This window comes from Streptomyces sp. NPDC051286, from assembly GCF_044455345.1.
Lineage (GTDB): Bacteria > Actinomycetota > Actinomycetes > Streptomycetales > Streptomycetaceae > Streptomyces.
Window position 1 is genome coordinate 38,032 of the sequence record NZ_JBITER010000031.1, and the last position, 16,968, is coordinate 54,999.

The 16,968-nt window shown below is 70.8% G+C and carries 11 protein-coding genes and 2 pseudogenes; 4 read left to right on the top strand and 9 right to left on the bottom strand.

Translation table 11 applies throughout. The features are described 5' to 3' along the window. Window positions 1-17: 17 nt before the first annotated feature. Complete coding sequence (locus ACIBB8_RS26630; protein WP_398956215.1) at window positions 18-1,646, top strand: FAD-dependent oxidoreductase; 1,629 nt, start codon at window positions 18-20, stop codon at window positions 1,644-1,646. Here ACIBB8_RS26630 and ACIBB8_RS26635 read toward each other — a convergent pair. Both ACIBB8_RS26635 and ACIBB8_RS26640 read right to left on the bottom strand, forming a co-directional pair. Continuing rightward, complete coding sequence (locus tag ACIBB8_RS26635) at window positions 1,633-1,788, bottom strand: hypothetical protein (protein ID WP_398956216.1); 156 nt, start codon at window positions 1,786-1,788, stop codon at window positions 1,633-1,635. The genes ACIBB8_RS26630 and ACIBB8_RS26635 overlap by 14 nt on opposite strands. A gap of 397 nt (window positions 1,789-2,185) precedes the next feature. Continuing rightward, window positions 2,186-3,691, bottom strand: a complete 1,506-nt coding sequence (locus tag ACIBB8_RS26640; RefSeq protein WP_398956218.1) for an acyl-CoA synthetase — start codon at window positions 3,689-3,691, stop codon at window positions 2,186-2,188. 150 nt (window positions 3,692-3,841) lie between these two features. Here ACIBB8_RS26640 and ACIBB8_RS26645 point away from each other — a divergent pair. Further along, window positions 3,842-4,856, top strand: a pseudogene (locus ACIBB8_RS26645) (penicillin acylase family protein); the annotation flags it as partial. Beyond that, a complete protein-coding gene (locus ACIBB8_RS26650) occupies window positions 4,750-5,085 on the top strand; it encodes a penicillin acylase family protein (RefSeq protein WP_398956276.1) in 336 nt (111 codons plus the stop codon). The pseudogene ACIBB8_RS26645 and the gene ACIBB8_RS26650, both read left to right, overlap by 107 nt. A gap of 89 nt (window positions 5,086-5,174) precedes the next feature. Here the strand turns inward: ACIBB8_RS26650 and ACIBB8_RS26655 are convergent, their stop codons facing one another. The 3 genes from ACIBB8_RS26655 to ACIBB8_RS26665 form a co-directional block, all read right to left on the bottom strand. Further along, complete coding sequence (locus ACIBB8_RS26655; RefSeq protein ID WP_398956220.1) at window positions 5,175-6,281, bottom strand: calcium:proton antiporter; 1,107 nt, start codon at window positions 6,279-6,281, stop codon at window positions 5,175-5,177. A gap of 62 nt (window positions 6,282-6,343) precedes the next feature. Beyond that, window positions 6,344-7,894 (bottom strand): acyl-CoA synthetase, encoded by a 1,551-nt coding sequence (locus tag ACIBB8_RS26660; RefSeq protein WP_398956222.1) that lies wholly within the window; start codon window positions 7,892-7,894, stop codon window positions 6,344-6,346. Then, the gene (locus ACIBB8_RS26665; protein WP_398956224.1) at window positions 7,891-9,000 is read right to left on the bottom strand and encodes an NAD(P)H-dependent flavin oxidoreductase; all 1,110 of its coding nucleotides are present in this window, start codon (window positions 8,998-9,000) and stop codon (window positions 7,891-7,893) included. Before ACIBB8_RS26665 ends, ACIBB8_RS26660 begins: the two co-directional genes overlap by 4 nt. Window positions 9,001-9,182: 182 nt before the next feature. Between ACIBB8_RS26665 and ACIBB8_RS26670 the strand changes: the two genes are divergently transcribed. After that, window positions 9,183-11,033 (top strand): serine hydrolase, encoded by a 1,851-nt coding sequence (locus ACIBB8_RS26670; RefSeq protein WP_398956226.1) that lies wholly within the window; start codon window positions 9,183-9,185, stop codon window positions 11,031-11,033. A 61-nt stretch (window positions 11,034-11,094) separates the two neighbouring features. Here ACIBB8_RS26670 and ACIBB8_RS26675 read toward each other — a convergent pair. From ACIBB8_RS26675 to ACIBB8_RS26690, 4 genes and pseudogenes are all read right to left on the bottom strand, one after another. Beyond that, window positions 11,095-11,409, bottom strand: a pseudogene (locus ACIBB8_RS26675) (lysine transporter LysE); the annotation flags it as partial. A gap of 200 nt (window positions 11,410-11,609) precedes the next feature. Continuing rightward, complete coding sequence (locus tag ACIBB8_RS26680) at window positions 11,610-13,154, bottom strand: phytoene desaturase family protein (protein WP_398956228.1); 1,545 nt, start codon at window positions 13,152-13,154, stop codon at window positions 11,610-11,612. A 237-nt stretch (window positions 13,155-13,391) separates the two neighbouring features. Beyond that, on the bottom strand, window positions 13,392-15,680 hold the full coding sequence (locus ACIBB8_RS26685; protein WP_398956230.1) for a tetratricopeptide repeat protein: 2,289 nt from the start codon (window positions 15,678-15,680) through the stop codon (window positions 13,392-13,394). A 27-nt stretch (window positions 15,681-15,707) separates the two neighbouring features. After that, window positions 15,708-16,595 (bottom strand): oxygenase MpaB family protein, encoded by an 888-nt coding sequence (locus ACIBB8_RS26690; protein ID WP_398956232.1) that lies wholly within the window; start codon window positions 16,593-16,595, stop codon window positions 15,708-15,710. Window positions 16,596-16,968 lie beyond the last annotated feature (373 nt).

A 16,968-nucleotide genomic window follows, 5' to 3' on the forward strand; every position in this document is an offset into this window, starting at 1 on the left:
CGGAGCTGGAGCAACTGATGAACGAGAACGTCGACCTCCGTGTACCCGTCCTCATCGTGGGCGGCTCCCTCGTGGGCCTGTCCGCCTCACTTTTCCTCGGCCGGCTGGGCATCGAGCATCTGCTGGTCGAGAAACACGCGGCCACCTCCACACACCCGCGTGGCCGCGGCAACAACGTACGGACCATGGAGGTGTTCCGCACGGCGGGAGCCGAACAGCTGATCCGGGAGGCTGCTTCGGTGCTCGCGGAGAATCACGGGATTCTGCAGGCGGGTTCGCTGACCGGCGACGACCAGGAGTGGCTGTTCAGGGAGATCGACCCGGGCGGCGGACTGGCGCGGTTCAGCCCGAGCGGCTGGTGCCTGTGCAGTCAGAACGATCTGGAGCCGGTACTGCTGGCGCAGGCCCGTGAGCAGGGCGGCGATATCCGGTTCTCCACCGAAATGATGACGTTCGACCCGGATGGATCAGGGGTGGACGCCGCACTGAAGAACCGGGAGACCGGTGAGCACATCAGCGTCCGTGCGGACTACCTGATCGCGGCCGACGGTCCGCGCAGCCGCATCCGGGAGCAGCTGCGGATCGGTCAGTCGGGACCCGGCGACCTGTTCCACAACGTGAGCATCACCTTCCGCTCGCGGAAGCTCGCCGACGTGCTGGGCGACCGGCGTTTCATCGTGTGCTACCTGACCAACCCCGCGGCGGACGGTGCTCTGTTGCCGGTGGACAACACGAAGGAGTGGGTGTTCCACGCGCCGTGGCATCCCGAACGAGGCGAGACGCTGGAGGACTTCACGGACGAGCGGTGCGCGGAGCACATCCGTCGGGCGACCGGTGCCCCGGACATCGACGTGGAGATCACCGGGAAGGCCCCGTGGCACGCCGCGGAGCGGGTCGCCGAACGGTACGGCCGGGACAGAGTCTTCCTCGCCGGGGACTCCGCCCATGAGATGTCGCCGACCGGGGCGTTCGGCTCCAACACCGGTATCCAGGACGCGCACAACCTCGCCTGGAAGCTCGCCGCCGTGCTGCGCGGCGAGGCCGGTCCGGGGCTGCTGGACACGTACGAGGCGGAGCGGCTGCCCGTGGCGCGGGCAACGAGCGAGCGGGCTTCGTCCCGTTCCGCGGAGCACAGCCACCCCGGATATGCCCCGGCTCCCGGTGTGGGCGGCGGGAAGAAGGGCGGCCTGCTTCCCGTGGCGCTGGGATACCGCTATGTCCGTGGCGCCGTGCTGGGTGTGGACGCCGAACAGCCGGTGGTGCCGCAAGGGCTGCGGCTGAACGGTGACCCCGGCTCCCGGGCACCACACCTGTGGGTCCGTCGGGCAGGCGAGCGCAAGTCGACACTGGACCTGTACGAGCGGTCGTTCGTGTTGCTGAGCGACGGCGCGGATGTGGCGTGGCGCCGGGCGGCGGCGCGCGTGGCCGCCCGGCTCTCGGTGCGGCTCGACGCGCTCGGTATCGGCGCCGGCTCCGACCTGGAGCCGGAGAACGGGGCGGACTGGGCACAGGCGCACGGTACGAGCGCCGAGGGTGCGGTGCTGGTGCGCCCCGACGCCTTCGTGGCCTGGCGCTCGGAAGGTTCCGTCACCGATCCGGAGGCGACGTTGTACGAGGTACTGTCCTCCCTGCTCAGCCGGAGCTGACGCCGTCGGCCAACGGTTCGTCGATGTCTCGGTCCATCCCGAACGACCGCAGGGCCGCATGGAACTCTGCCGGCCGGGCCGTGTGGACGAGAGGTCCGGCGTCGATGGTGGCCAGGCGGCAGTCGGGAATCTGCTGGGCCATCCAGGCAAACTGGTCCTGCGCGAGGTGGCTGTCGGGGAACGCCGCCCCACCCAGACGGGCTCCAGCGCGTCCCGGCCCTCCGCGAACCACGGTTCGTCACGGCGTAGGGGACGGCTCCCGGGTGGGAAGCCCGGCCGGTGCCGCGGTCCGCCACGAGGCGGCGTCACCGGTCCGCGCGCAACCGGCGGGCCGGAGGGGATGCACACGAAGCGTCGCCCCTTCCCCGGTCTCAACGAACCGGTCCGTGGCGTCGATTCGTCCGGCGCCCCGCCGGACCGGTCACCGTCTCTCACGGCCCTGGCGGGGTCCGTGCTCGACGTCGGCTGCGGCGCGATCATCGATGAGAGCCCTTCCTTCGGATCAGCCCGGCATGATCCGAAAGAAAGGCCCACAGGGGTCACGGCTGCGCAAACCGGTCCCTGAGCTCGCGCTTGAGGACCTTTCCGCTCGCGTTGCGGGGGAGCTCGTCCACGAAGAGGATCTTCTTCGGGGCCTTGAAGTGCGCGAGCCGTTCCCGTACATGGTCGAGAAGTTGCTGCTCGGTGGCGTCCTCCCGTAGGACGACGACGGCGGTGACGGCCTCGATCCAGCGTTCGTCGGGCAGCCCCACGACGGCTGTCTCGGCGACGGCGGGGTGGGTGTAGAGGGCGTCCTCGACCTGGCGGGAGGCGACCAGGACACCGCCGGAGTTGATGACGTCCTTCACCCGGTCGACGACCGTGAAGAAGCCCTCCGGGTCACGGACGGCGAGGTCGCCGGAGTGGAACCAGCCGTCGCGGAATGCCTCGGCGGTCTCCTCGGGCTTGTTCCAGTAGCCCTCGCACAGTTGCGGTGACCGGTAGACGACTTCGCCCGCCGTGCCGTCGGGGACCTCCTTGCCGTGCTCGTCGACAACCCGTGCTTCGACAAAGAGCACCGGCCGGCCGCAGGAGTCCATCCGGCCCTCGTGCTCATCCGGCCCGAGAACGGTGGCGAGCGGGCCGATCTCGCTCTGTCCGAAGCAGTTGTAGAAGGCCAGCGCGGGCAACCGCTCGCGGAGCCGTTCCAGCACCGGGACCGGCATGATCGACGCGCCGTAGTACGCCTTGCGCAGCCCGCCGAGCTCGCGGGCCGCGAACTCCGGGTGGTTGGCGAGCCCGATCCAGACGGTGGGCGGGGCGAACAGGCTGTCCGCCTGCCCGGCCTCGACGAGGTCGAATATCCGGCCCGCTTCAGGCGCGTCGAGGATGGTGTTCTCCGCCCCGACCGCGAGGTAGGGCAGCAGGAACACATGCATCTGCGCGGAGTGGTAGAGCGGCAGCGAGTGGGCGGGCCGGTCGGTGGGGCGCAGATCGAGGGCGGTGATCGCACTGATGTATTCGTGGACGAGGGCGCCGTGCGTCATCATCGCGCCCTTGGGGAGCGCGGTGGTACCCGAGGTGTACAGCAGTTGCACGAGGTCACCGGCCGCGGGTTCGCGCTCTGGGGTGAAGGGGCGCGGGGTGGCGAGCGCGCCGAGCAGGGAGTCCGGTGCGTCGCGCAGCGGCCGTACGGCGAATCCGGCCGGGAGGCGGTCGCTGAGTGCCGGGTCGGTGAGGACGAGGGCGCTGCCCGACTGCTGCAGGATGTAGGTCAGGTCGTCGCCGGTGAGGTTCTGGTTGACCGGCACGTGGACCAGCCCGGCGCGGGCGCAGGCGAGGTACGCGATCAGGTACGCGTCGGAGTTGTGTGCGTAGGAGGCGACCCGGTCGCCGGGGTGCAGGCCGTGGTCGGCGAGGAGGACGGCCGCCGCTGTGCTGACCGCCGTGTCCAGCGTCCGGTAGGTCCAGGACCGGTCGGCGTACCGCACGGCGGTGCGCTCGGGGGTGCGCCGTGCGCTGCGGGTCACGACGCCATCGACTGTGGAGCTGCGAACACCTGTCATGGCGTGATCCTGGGCGGCCGGGACCGGGTGGTCAAGGGTTCTGTTACTGCCGAGTTGTTGACAGGGCTGCGGACGTGCTGGCTGAGTTGCGCTTGGTGTCTCGGCGCATCCGAGCAACCGCCTTTCTCACCCGCACAGTTGAGAGGACCCTTGTCCCTCCGTAACCGTCTGAGACTCCTCGCGGTGTCCGGTCTCGCACTGTTCACCGTCTCGGCGTCCCTGCCTCCGGCCATGGCCGGCGCCTCGCACACCCGGCATCCGTCGGGCGGCGGGCTGTCCGCCGTGATCCGCTACACCGAGTACGGCATCCCGCACATCGTGGCGAAGGACTACGCGGCTCTCGGGTTCGGCAACGGCTGGGCGCAGGCCGCCGACCAGGTGTGCACGCTCGCCGACGGCTTCGTGACGCTGCGCGGCGAGCGGTCGCGGTACTTCGGTCCGGACGCGGCTCCGGACGGTTCACTGTCCTCCGCGACGAACAATCTCTCCAGCGATCTCTACTTCCGTGGGGTTCAGGACAGCGGCACCGTGGAGAAACTGCTGGCAGTGCCCGCCCCGGCCGGTCTGAGCCATGACGTGAAGGAGCTGGAGCGCGGCTGGGCGGCCGGCTACAAGGCCTGGCTGAAACAGAACCGGATCAGCGATCCGGCCTGCCGGGGCGCCGACTGGGTGCGGCCGGTGACGATGCTGGATGTCGCGACCCGCGCCTTCGCGCTCTCCGTGCTGGGCGGTCAGGGCCGGGGGACCGACGGCATCACGGCGGCGCATCCGCCCACGGGCACACCGGCGTCGCCCGGTGTTCCGCCAGGTGAGGCGGCGAAGGCGGCGCAGCGGCTACTGTCCACGCAGAACGCCGACATGGGCTCCAACGCGGTCGCGTTCCGGGGCAGTACGACGGCGAACGGGCGAGGGCTATTGCTCGGCAATCCGCACTACCCGTGGCAGGGCGGGCGGCGGTTCTGGCAGTCGCAGCAGACCATCCCCGGGGAGCTGAACGTGGCGGGCGGTTCGCTGCTCGGCTCGGCGACCGTGTCGATCGGGCACAACGCGAACATCGCCTGGAGCCACACCGTCGCCACGGGTGTCACCCTCAATCTGCATCAGCTGACCCTCGATCCGGCCGATCCGACCGTGTATCTGGTGGACGGCAAGCCGGAGCGACGGAGGTCTCGGCCGGCTCCAGCTACATCCAGGCAGTCGGCTGGGACGGCTCCTCGTGCCCGGTGGCCCGCACCCTGCTCACGTACTCCCAGTCCTCGAACCCCAACTCACCGCACTACAGCGACCAGACTGAGCTCTACTCGAGCGAGCGCTGGGTGACATCCCGGTTCTGCGAGAAGGACATCGCGCGCTCCCCGGCGCTGCGGGTGGTACGGGTGCGCGAGCACCGGTAGCACGCTCCGGAGGCAATTCGGCCCCTGACCGTTTCCGGGCGGTCAGGGCCCATCCCTGCCGACGATCAGGGGCCGGCCCTTGCGTGCGGTCAGGGGCTGATCGCGAGGACGACGAACGCTGCGAAGATCGCCAGGTGGACGCCGCCCTGGAGCAACGTGGCCCGTCCCGGTACGACGGTCAGCGTGCCGACCACCACGGTCAGCGCGAGCAGCACCATATGGGTGGCGCTGAGTCCGAGCTGGAGCGGTCCGGGCAGCCAGATGGAGGCCAGGGCGATGGCCGGGATGGTCAGCCCGATGCTGGCCATGGCCGACCCAAGGGCGAGGTTGAGGCTGGTCTGCACGCGTTCGCGGTGGGCGGCCCGGACCGCGGCAAGGGTCTCGGGCAGCAGCACCAGCAGGGCGATGATGACACCGACGACCGCCTGCGGCAGCCCGGCGGCCTCCACGCCGGACTCGATCGTCGGCGAGACGGACTTGGCGTCGCCGACGACGGCGACCAGCGCGATCAGCAGCATGGCGACGCTGAGCGCGGTGGCGCCCCGGCCGGGCAGCGCCGCGTGCTGGTCTTCCTCCTTGAGCCGGCCGTCCTGGGTGAGCGGCAGGAAGTAATCGCGGTGCCGGACGGTCTGTACGGCGACGAACAGCCCGTACAGGCAGAGGGACGCGACGGCGGCGAAGATGAGCTGCGCGGTGGAGAACTCGGGGCCCGGTCTGCCGATGGTGAAGGTCGGCAGCACCAGACTGAGGGTGGCGAGGGTCGCGACGGTGGCGAGGGCGGCGCCGGAACCTTCGGCATTGAAGACGGCGACCCGTGAACGGACCGCGCCCACCAGCAGGGACAGCCCGACGATGCCGTTGCAGGTGATCATCACGGCGGCGAAGACGGTGTCGCGGGCGAGCGCGGACGTCTTCGGGCCGCCGTCCGCCATCAGGGTGACGATCAGGGCCACCTCGATGACGGTCACGGCGACAGCCAGGACGAGCGAGCCGAACGGTTCGCCGACCCGGTGGGCGATCACCTCGGCATGGTGGACAGCGGCGAGCACGGCGCCCGCGAGACAGAGCGCGACGACACCGACGGCGAAGGCCGGAAGCACCCGCCCCCAGCTCAGCACCAGCGCTACCGCCGCGACGATCGGCACGACCACCGTCCACTGGGTAGCCAGGGACCGGACCGTCGCGCTCGTGTTCATGAGCCACACGCTGCCAGAGGTGGCCGGGGCTCGCTCGGCGGACGGTGCGGGGCCACCGACGTTCAGAGGGCCCTGTGGTGTCCCTCCCAGTACGGGTCGCGCAGTCGCCGCTTGTACAGCTTGCCGTTGGGGTCGCGCGGCATCGCGGCGATGAAGTCGACACTCTTGGGGCGTTTGTACCCGGCCAGCCGCTCGGCGCAGTGGGTGAGGATCTCGGCGGCCAGCCCGTCGCCCGGGGGGTGTCCTTCGGCCGGTTCGACGACCGCCTTGACCTCCTCGCCCCAGTCGGCGTGCGGGATACCGAAGACGGCGGCATCGGCGACCGCGGGGTGGCTGAGGAGCGCGGCCTCGATCTCGGCGGGGTAGATGTTCACCCCTCCCGAGATGATCATGTCGATCTTGCGGTCGCGGAGGAAGAGATAGCCGTCCTCGTCGAGGACGCCCAGATCGCCGACGGTGAAGAAGTCCCCGATGCGGCTCTTCTCCGTCTTGGTCCGGTCCTTGTGGTAGCTGAAGCCGCCGGTGCTCATCTTCATGTAGACGGTGCCAAGCTCGCCCGGCGGGAGGCGGTTGCCGTCATCGTCGAATACGGCGAGTTCACTGATCGGCCAGGCCTTCCCGACCGTGCCGGGCTTCTTCAGCCAGTCCTCGGCGGTCGCGAACGCGCCGCCTCCCTCGCTGGCCGCGTAGTACTCCTCGACGCACCGGCCCCACCAGTCGATCATGGCGCGTTTGACGTGGTCGGGGCAGGGGGCCGCGCCATGAATGGCATGCCGCATCGAGGTGACGTCGTACCGCTCCTTCACCTCGTCGGGCAGGGCGAGGAGGCGGCGGAACTGGGTGGGAACCATGTGCGTGTGGGTGCAGCGGTGCGCGTCGATGACCCGCAGCATCTCCTGCGGCGCCCACTTGTCCATCAGGACGAGGCGGTGCCCGATGTGGAGGGCGGCGCCCGCGAACTGGAGCACGGCGGTGTGGTAGAGCGGTGAGCAGACCAGATGAACGTTGTCGTCGAACGGCCTGATGCCGAAGATGCCGAGGAACCCGCCGAGATGGCTCTCCTCGGGGAGCTTGCCGGAGAGCGGGCGGCGAATGCCGCGCGGGCGTCCTGTGGTGCCCGAGGTGTAGTTCATGACCCAGCCGAGGCTACGGTCCTCGGGCGGCGCGTCGGACTGCCCGGCGAGCAGTTCCGCGTAGGGGCGGAAGCCGTCGACCGCGCCGACGGCGTAGCGGTGGCTCACGGGCAGTTCCGCCTCGTCGGCGGCGGAGGTCGCCGCGTCGGTGAACCGCTCGTGCGCGATCAGCACCTTTGCGCCGGAGTCGGAGACGATCCAGGCGATCTCGGTGCCGACGAGGTGGTGGTTGACGGGGACGAGATAGAACCCTGCCTGGGAGGCGGCGAGGTACGCGGTGAAGAATTCGACGCCGTTGGGGAGGACCACGGCGAACGCGTCGCCCTGCCGGAGCCCGGCCGCGCGCAGCCCGTGGACCAGGCGGTTGGCCGCGGCGTGCAGCCGGCCCGCGGTCCAGGTCTCGCCGTCGGGGGCGACGAGGATCGTACGGTCGGGGTCGTCGGTGGCCTGGGCCCAGAAGCCGTTGGGCGGCTCGTTCATGCGGCGCTCCGTCCGGCGATGCGGTTGATCCGGTCCACGGCGCGTTCGAAGCCGCGGGTCAGGTCGTCGAAGACGGCCTGCACGCTGCGTTCGGTGTTCATCCTTCCGACGATCTGGCCGACGGGGGTGCCCAGCAGTGCGCCGGTCTCGTACTTCTGGATACGGGAGACGGCCTCGGCGACCAGCAGTCCCTGGAGCGGCATGGGCAAGGGGCCGGGGCCGGACGGGTCGTCCCAGGCATCGGTCCATTCGGTACGGAGCTGGCGTGCGGGTTTGCCGGTGAGGGCGCGCGAACGGACGGTGTCGCCGGAGCCCGCGGCAAGGAGCTTGCGGGTCAGTGCGCGGGAGTGGAGGTCGGCCTCCTCGGTGGTCAGCCAGAGCGAGCCGAGCCAGACACCCTGGGCGCCGAGTGCGAGCCCGGCAGCAATCTGCTGTCCGCTGCCGATGCCTCCGGCGGCGAGGACGGGAAGAGGTCCCACGGCGTCGACGACGTCGGGGACGAGGACCATGGAGGCGATCTCTCCGGTGTGACCGCCCGCTTCGTATCCCTGTGCGACGACGATGTCGATGCCCGCGTCGGCGTGGTGCCGGGCGTGTGTGGCGCTTCCGGCGAGGGCGGCCACGAGGACGTTCCGGTCGTGGGCACGTTGCACGACGTCCGCGGGGGGCGAGCCGAGGGCGTTGGCGAGGAGCCTGATGGGGTAGTCGAAGGCGACGTCGAGCTGGTTGCGGGCGACCTCCTCCATCCACCCGGTGATGCGCCAGCCGGATGCCTCGCCCTCGGCGAGTTCGGGGACGCCGTACTTGGCGAGGGTGTCCTGGACGAACTGGCGGTGTCCGGCCGGGATCATCGCCTCCACATCGGCCTCCGTCACCCGTTCCACCTTCTTCGCGGGCATGACGACGTCGAGGCCGTACGGCTTGCCGTCGGTGTGCTCCTGCATCCAGTCGAGGTCACGTGCCAAGTCGTCGGGGGCCGTGTAGCGGACCGCGCCGAGTACGCCGAATCCGCCGGCCCGGGTGATCGCCGCGGCCACCGCCGGGAAGGGCGTGAAGCCGAAGATGGCGTGCGCCACTCCCAGTTTCTTGCTCAGCTCCGTCTCCATGAGCGGCAGGATGCCGCAGTCGGACATCCGAAGGAAGAGATTTTCTGATGCAGTGTCAGATTCTTTGTGGCACCGGGGGCCTCCGGGACGGCAGGGGTGACAGTAATCTCTGCGGCGGCAGGAAGTTTCACCGTAGGACTGAATGAAGAAAGTTACTTTCAACCGGTAGGAAGGGGTTCCGGATGACCGAGGACGCGACCGGCAGAGGGATCAGCCGACGCAGGCTGAGCGGTGGGATGCTCGCACTGGGCGGAGCGCTTGCCCTGGCACCGATTCCCTTCGCGGAGACGGCATCAGCCATGGAATCGGGGGCGGGAACGTCGGGAGCAAGCGCCGTGGACGCTGCGGATGCGGCTGCCGACGGGCGCCCGACGCTGCGGCGCGGTTCCGCCGCCCGCGCCGGACTGCTGCAGGGACCGCTGGACCAACTGGTCGCAGAGGCGGAACAGTTCCTCTCCGCATCCCCCAAACACCCGTGGTACGCAGGCGCGGTGCTGCTCGCCGGGCGCGGTGGCACGGTGGCGCTGCACCGGCCGATCGGCAAGGCGGTGCGGTACGCGGCCTACGACGAGAAGACCGACACCGGGGTGGAGTTCCCGGCGGACCAGCAGATCGCGATGGCCGAGGACACGGTCTTCGACCTGGCGTCGGTGTCGAAGCTGTTCACTTCGATCCTGGCCGTGCAGCAGATCGAGCGCGGGGCACTGGAACTGGAGGCGAAGGTCGCCTCGTATCTGCCCGACTTCGCGGGAGGCGGCAAGCAGGACGTCACGATCCGTCAGCTGCTCACGCACACCTCGGGATTCCGTGCCTGGATCCCGCTCTACAAGGAGCCGACCCGGGAGGGGAAGCTGCGGCTGCTGTGGAACGAGGTACCGGCCAATCCGCCTGGCACGGTGTATCTCTACTCCGACCTCAATCTCATCTCGCTGCAGCTGGTCCTGGAGAAGATCACCGGACGCACCCAGGATGTGCTGCTCCGCGAGGAGATCACCGCGCCGCTCGGGATGCACCGCACTCGTTACAACCCGCCCGCCGCCTGGAAGCCGAAGATCGCGGCCACCGAGGACGCCCGGCTGCCCTGGTCCGGCCTGGACCGCGGGCTGGTCTGGGGCGAGGTGCACGACGAGAACGCGTACAGCCTGGACGGGGTGGCGGGCCACGCCGGAGTGTTCTCCTGCGCCTGGGACCTCGCGGTCCTCGCCCGTACGCTGCTCAACGGCGGCGTCTACGGACGCGCGAGGATCCTCTCCGAGGAGTCGGTGGATCTCCTGTTCACCGACTTCAATACCGCGTTCCCCGGAGATGAGCACGGGCTCGGCTTCGAGCTCTACCAGCACTGGTACATGGGGGCGATGGCCACCCCGAGCACAGCGGGCCATACCGGCTTCACCGGGACGAGCCTGGTCCTCGATCCGACGACCGACTCGTTCCTGATCGTGCTCGGCAACTCCGTTCATCCGGTGCGTACATGGCGCTCCGGAAGCGCACCTCGGGTCGCCACCGCGAACCAGATGGCGCGGGCGGTGGCGGTGCGCCCCGCCCGGGGCCGTACCGCCTGGTTCTCGGGCATGGCGAGCGCCGCCTCCGCCACGCTCACGCTGCCCGCTCTGCGTCCGGCGTCCGCGCGTGCCGCGCTGAGCTGCGCGGTGTGGTGGGACACCGAACCGGGCTCCGACTTCCTCTTCCTGGAGGCCTCGTCGGACGCCGGAACGACCTGGCAGCCGGTGCCCTTCACCACCGTACCGACGGCGTCCGGATCCCACCGGGCGGAGCCGGAACCGCATCCGGGGGGCTCCGTCTCCGGCTGGTCGGGCCGGGTCTGGCACCGTCTCGACGCGGACCTGGCCGCCTGGCGGGGCAAGGAGGTGCGGCTGCGGTGGCGGTACAGCACCGATCGGCTGTACGTCGGGCGCGGGGTGTACGTGGACGGCATCCGGGTCGAGGACGACGGCCGGACCGTCTTCCACGACGGCAGGTCGGGCGACGCCGGGCGCATCGAGGCGAACGGGTGGACGGTGTCCGCGGACTGAGAACGGCTGCCGGCCGGTTCGGACCGGCCGGCAGCCGCTGGTCCGACGGGTTGGTTGCGCGTCAGGATGCCGGTACGAGCAGATGGACGGCGAGCGCGGTGATCAGCGCGGAGGACGCCAGGGCGGTGACGAGCCGCCCCCGGCCGCCGGTGAGTACGCGACCGAGCAGCACTCCCCCGCAGGCCAGCAGCAACTGCCAGCCGGCGGATGCGGCGAAGGCTGCGAGGACGAACACAGACTGTTCCAGCCGGTCCGGGGCGGCGGCGGTCGCCCGGCTGCCCAGCACCAGCGCCGTGAAGTAGACGACGGTGGTGGGGTTCAGCAGGGTCATCCCGGTCAGCCCCAGATAGGCGCGCGCGGGACTGAGCGGGGTCCGGTCGGACCCAGATGTGGGACCGCTACCGAGCCACTACGCTCCTCGGCCATGACCGAACCCACCTACGTACGCACCACCCGGGCGTGGTCGACGATCCGAGTTCGTCCCGTATGACGGGCACGAGGGCGGCGCGTCATACGAGCTGCCGCGCGAACTCGGCGCACTGGGCGGCGTCCTCGGTCCGTAGGTACGGGAACGGGTCACCGGCCCAGCGCCGCCATCGCGGCGTTGTGTCCGGGGACCCCGCTGACCCCACCGCCGCGCACCGCGCCCGCCCCGCACAGCAGGATGTTGGCGTGCGCCGTCTCGACGCCCCACCGGCCGGTGGACTCCGTGGCGAACGGAAAGGCGAGGTCCCGGTGGAAGATATGGCCGCCGGGCAGCCGCAGATCCCGTTCGAGGTCGAGTGGGGTCTTCGCCTCGATGCACGGTTCGCCGTTGCCGTCGACGGCCAGACAGTCGGCGATCGGCTCGTCGAGATGAGCGTCGAGTTCGGCGAGCGTGGCCTTGAGGAGGGCGGCGCGCGTCGCCTCGTTGTCCGCGGCGAAGAGCCGGGCGGGCGTGTGCAGACCGAAGAGGGTGAGGGTCTGGTAGCCCAGGGCGGCGAGGTCGTGGCCGAGGATCGACGGGTCGGTCAGCGAGTGGCAGTAGATCTCCGACGGCGGTGCCGTGGGCAGCCGGCCCGCAGCCGCGTCCCGGTAGGCATCGGCCAACTGCCCGTACCCCTCCGCGATGTGGAACGTTCCGGCGAACGCCTGGCGAGGGTCGACGGAGCGGTCGCGCAGCCGGGGCAGTCGGCGCAGCAGCATGTTCACCTTCAGCTGAGCGCCCTCGGCAGGAGCCGGCGGTTCGTCGCCGAGAAGTGTGGCCAGGGCCTGCGGTGAGGCGTTCACGAGGACCCGGCGGGCGGCGACCGTCCGCTCGCCTTCGGGTGAGCCGACGGTGACCTCGGCCCGTGTTCCATCGGTCTCGATCCGGGTCGCCTCGTGGTGGACCCGGATCTCGGCCCCCGCCGTCCGGGCAGCCTGCGCGAGGGCGTCGGTGAGCGCGCCCATGCCGCCGAGGGGAACGTCCCAGTCGCCCGTACCGCCGCCGATCACGTGGTAGAGGAAGCAGCGGTTCTGGAGCAGCGACGGGTCGTGCGCGTCGGCGAAGGTACCGATCAGTGCGTCGGTGAGCACGACGCCGCGCACGAGATCGTCGGTGAAGTTCTGCTCGACGGCCGCACCGATCGGCTCCTCGAAGAGCATGCGCCAGGCGTCCGCGTCTCCGATCCGGTCGCGGAGCGCATCCCGGGTGGGCAGCGGTTCGGTGAGGGTCGGGAAGACCCTCTCGGCGACCTGCTGCGTCATGCCGTAGAAGCGCTGCCAGGCCTCGTACTCGCGCTCCCCACCGGTGAGGGCGGCGAAGGACTCGCGGGTGCGGTCCCCGCCGACGAGCAGTCCGGTGGCTCGCCCGCCACGGACGGTCGGGGTGTACGAGGAGACGGTCCGCTTCCGTACGGCGAAGTCCAGCCCGAGATCGCGGACGATCTTCTGTGGCAGCAGGGACACCAGATAGGAGTAGCGCGACAGCCGTGCATCGATCCCGTCGAAGGGACGGGTCGAGACGGCCGCTCCCCCGGTGGTGCCCAGGCGTTCGAGGACCAGGACGGACTGTCCGGCGCGGGCGAGGTAGGCGGCGGCGACCAGACCGTTGTGGCCGCCGCCCACGATCACTGCGTCATAGGTGTCGGGTGCGGGCATGGCCCTTGGTAACACAGGATGATCGCCGTCGGCTAGGGCCTGTTCTGAGTTCCACGTCGCCCGCGCGAAGCGCGGGCGCAGCGGCGGTCGGTGCGTGCGATCGGCGTGCGGTGTCGCAGGTCATGTGGCGGAGCCACCTGTCCTGCGGGGCCGTGCGGCGAGCGTGCGTGCCGGGCGTCGGGGCGCAGGCGGGGAACTCAGAACAGGCCCTAGAGGCGGTGGCCCGGGATTTCCCGGTCAGTGCGGGGGCACGCCCCGCTGCTGGCGCAGCGCCGCGACCCTGCGGTACAGCTCGACCGCCTCGGTGCCCCGGCCGAGCTGTTCGAGGCAGTGCGCCTCGTCGTTGCGGCTGGCGAGCGCGTCGGGGTGATCGGCTCCGAGAACGCGTTCGCGAGCCTCCGCAACCGTCCGGTAGACGGTGAGGGCTTCGGCCCAGCGGCCGAGCCAGCCGAGGCCGACGGCGACCTCGCGGCGACTGATGAGGGTGTCGGGGTGGTCGGGGCCCAGGACCCGTTCCCGGATCGCGCACACGTCGCGTGCTTCGGTGAGGGCTTCCTCCCAGCGGGCCAGCCGCCCCAGATTGACGCCGAGGCCGTGGCGGGCCCGGAGCGTCTCGGGGTCGGCGGGGCCGTTCACCCGGGTCCGGTCGGCGACGAGCGCACGGTAGAGCTTCAGGGCTTCCGCGCTGCGGCCGAGTCTGCCGAGACTGATGCCGACCTCGTAGCGGGCCGAAAGCGTGTCGGGGTGGTCGGCGCCAAGGGTTCGCGCGCGGCCCTGAGTGACTTCCCGGTAGGTCTGCAGGGCATCCGTCCAGCGCCCCAGCCGGCCCAGGGTGTAGGCGACTTCATAGAGGGTGACCAGGGTGTCGGGGTGGCTCGCACCGAGCAACCGGGCGCGGGCGTGCGCCACGTCGCGGGCCATCCGGTACGAGTCCTCCAGGCGCCCGAGCCTGCTGAGGTTGAACGCGAGGTTGTGGCGGCAGCGGAGGGTATCGGGATGGTCGGGGCCCATCGTCCGTTCCCGGGAGGCGAGCACCACTGCGTACACCTGGTGGGCCTCGAAGTGGCGGCCGAGCTGGCCGAGGACGTATGCCATTTCCTGCCGGGCGGCGAGGGTATCCGGGTGGTCGGGGCCGAGAATGCGTTCGCGGCCCTCGGCGACGCGCCCGAATTCACGCAGCGCGTCGGCGGCGCGCCCGGTGCGGCTGAGGGTGAACCCCACCTCGTACCGGCTGGAGAGGGTGTCGGGGTGGTCGGGGCCGAGGGCGTGCTCGCGTTCGGCGGCGACCGCGCGGTGCACCTCACCGGCCTCCTCCCAGTGACCGAGCCGTCCCAGGTTGAGACCCGCGCTGTGCCGGTTGGCGAGGGTGGAGAGCAGCTCCGGGGAGGGAGTGGGCCGCTCGGGCCGGGCGGGCAGCAGCCCCCCGGTCAGGGCCCTCAGGTCGGCGCCGGTGGTCCACTCGCCGGTCAGGCCCGCGGAGTGGTCGGGCGGGGCGAGACCGAGCTGCATGGCGCCGGACGCCTTGTGTCCGGTGGTCATGCCCCGGGTCCAGGACGGCAGCCGGGGTTCGCCGTCGGGCGGCAGCTGTCCCGGACGTACGACGGGGACCGGCGGGGCGAGCCGGACACGCCCCGCCGGCCGTGGGGGTCCGGACGACGGAAGATGCTGCTGTTCACCGGTGCGTCCGACGGCGATCCGCTGCCGCAGGTCGCCCGCGTCGGCGGGCCGCTCCTCCGGGGTCTTCGCCAGCAGCTCCAGGACGACGCGGTCGAAGAAGCCGGGGAGTTCGGCGCGGTGGGTACGGAGCGGTTCCGGCTGGGTGTCGCGGTGTCCGACGAGGACGGCCCAGGCGTCGTCGAGGTCGAACGGCGGAACCCCTGTGGCGATCTCGTAGAGGACGCAGCCCAGCGAGTAGAGGTCGCTGCGGTGGTCGACCTGGCCGCCGCTGATCTGCTCGGGCGACATGTAGTGCGGGGTGCCCATGGCGATGCCCGTACCGGTCAGACGGGAGGTGAAGCCGACGTCGTGGCCGAGCCGGGCGATGCCGAAGTCGCAGATCTTCACCGTGCCGTCGGCCAGCCGCATGATGTTGGCAGGTTTGAGGTCGCGGTGCACGATGCCCTGCTGGTGGGTGTAGCCGAGGGCGTCGGCGACCTGCTCGGCGATGTCGACGATGTCCGGGACCGGCAGCGGATGCTGCTTGTTGTCCTCCAGGAGCTGGCTGAGGTTGCGGCCGTCGAGGAGCTCCATCACCAGGTAGAGGACGCCTTCGTGCTCGCCGAAGTCATGGACGACGGTGACACCGCGGTGCTGGAGGGCGGCGGCCACCCGTGCCTCTCGGCGGAACCGTTCGCGCAGGATCCGGGTGAACGACTGGTCGTGCTGGGGCCCTACAGGCTTGAGACATTTGACGGCCACGTGGCGGCCCAGCGACTCGTCGCGGGCGCGCCACACCTCGCCCATGCCTCCGCGCCCGATCAGATCGAGCAGCCGGTACCGGCTCTGGATCAGCCTGGTGTCCGCCATCGCGTGCTGTCGCCCCCGTCGCCTCGCCTACTGCTGCGCCCTCCCCGGCCCGTCCAGTATGGCTGTCCGGCTACGGAGTTTGGAGGGGGTGGGGCGGCTGCCGGGACCCAGTCGTTCCATCGCCTTCACAATGTGGCGGGGCGGGAGTTGCCAGCGCAGCCGTGAAGGGATGCAGCGCAGGGCCGTGCCGGCGGCGCGCAGCCGCCGGTCGACGGTGTGCGGGGACGGCGCGGCCCTGCCGTAGAGCTCATGGGCGTAAGGGGGCAGTGACTGGTAGGCAAGTGCTGCGACACACCGCCAGAGGAGTTCGCGCGCCGGTACCAACAGCGTGGGGACGGGCGGGCGGCGGAGGAAGGAGTCGACATCGAACGCCTCGGCTCCTGCGGCGAGCTCGGGGCGCACCCGGTCGAAGTAGGCGGCGAGCTGGTCGGTGGTCGCGGGTACCCCCTCGGGGTCGAGGCCCACCAGGCGGGCGCTGGTCCGGTGTTCGTCGATGTAACGGTCGGCCTGAACGGCGCTGATCCTCTGGCCGGAGCGGAGCTGCACCTGGAGGTAGGAGTCGACCTCGGCGCAGTGCACCCAGAGCAGCAGGTCCGGTTCGTCGACGCCGTACGTCTCGCCGGTCGCCGGGTCGGTGGCCTTGAGCAGCCGGTGGATCCGGCGGACTCGGGCGCCCGCCTTCTCGGCGGCTTCGGTGGTGCCGTAGGTGAGGGTGCCGACGAAGCCTGCGGTGCGCATCAGCCGCCCCCAGGCGTCCTTGCGGAAATCGGAGTTCTGCATGACGCCGCGGACGGCGCGCGGGTGCAGTGCCTGGAGGTAGAGGGCACGCACCCCGGCGATCCACATCATCGGGTCGCCGTGCAACTGCCAGGTGACGGATTCAGGACCGAAGAGCCCCGGGTCGGTTTCCACCATGATTGCTCGTACCTCCTGCTCGGCCGCGTACGCAGGTAGGGCGTATGCACCCACAGGATGCGCGGTGACCGGGCTGACGCTCCAGGCCCCGCTCCGGCTCGGTCACATCCCGGCGCTGCCCCGACGCCGACGCTCTTTTCGACCCAGTCGCCACCTGCGCCATGGTCACCGGCACCGTCTTCGCCCTTCCGCTGCTGCCCGCGACCATCCGAGCGGCCACCCACGCACCCGCCGACGCCCTGCTCTCCGCCACCTTCCTCGGCCTTCTGCCGTCCGCTCTCGGCTCCGTGATCCGGGGCTACGCCGTCGCCCGCCTGCCACTGGCCTCCGTCACGGCCCTCTGTCCGGTGCTGCCCGTGGCACCCGTGCGGCG

What these genes read in the sequence shown, in the direction of transcription:
- ACIBB8_RS26630 (WP_398956215.1), top strand. Translation starts at nt 18, where the DNA reads ATGAACGAGAACGTCGACCTCCGTGTACCCGTCCTCATCGTGGGCGGC.
- ACIBB8_RS26635 (WP_398956216.1), bottom strand. Translation starts at nt 1,788, where the DNA reads ATGGCCCAGCAGATTCCCGACTGCCGCCTGGCCACCATCGACGCCGGA.
- ACIBB8_RS26640 (WP_398956218.1), bottom strand. Translation starts at nt 3,691, where the DNA reads ATGACAGGTGTTCGCAGCTCCACAGTCGATGGCGTCGTGACCCGCAGC.
- ACIBB8_RS26655 (WP_398956220.1), bottom strand. Translation starts at nt 6,281, where the DNA reads ATGAACACGAGCGCGACGGTCCGGTCCCTGGCTACCCAGTGGACGGTG.
- ACIBB8_RS26660 (WP_398956222.1), bottom strand. Translation starts at nt 7,894, where the DNA reads ATGAACGAGCCGCCCAACGGCTTCTGGGCCCAGGCCACCGACGACCCC.
- ACIBB8_RS26665 (WP_398956224.1), bottom strand. Translation starts at nt 9,000, where the DNA reads ATGGAGACGGAGCTGAGCAAGAAACTGGGAGTGGCGCACGCCATCTTC.
- ACIBB8_RS26670 (WP_398956226.1), top strand. Translation starts at nt 9,183, where the DNA reads ATGACCGAGGACGCGACCGGCAGAGGGATCAGCCGACGCAGGCTGAGC.
- ACIBB8_RS26680 (WP_398956228.1), bottom strand. Translation starts at nt 13,154, where the DNA reads ATGCCCGCACCCGACACCTATGACGCAGTGATCGTGGGCGGCGGCCAC.
- ACIBB8_RS26685 (WP_398956230.1), bottom strand. Translation starts at nt 15,680, where the DNA reads ATGGCGGACACCAGGCTGATCCAGAGCCGGTACCGGCTGCTCGATCTG.
- ACIBB8_RS26690 (WP_398956232.1), bottom strand. Translation starts at nt 16,595, where the DNA reads ATGGTGGAAACCGACCCGGGGCTCTTCGGTCCTGAATCCGTCACCTGG.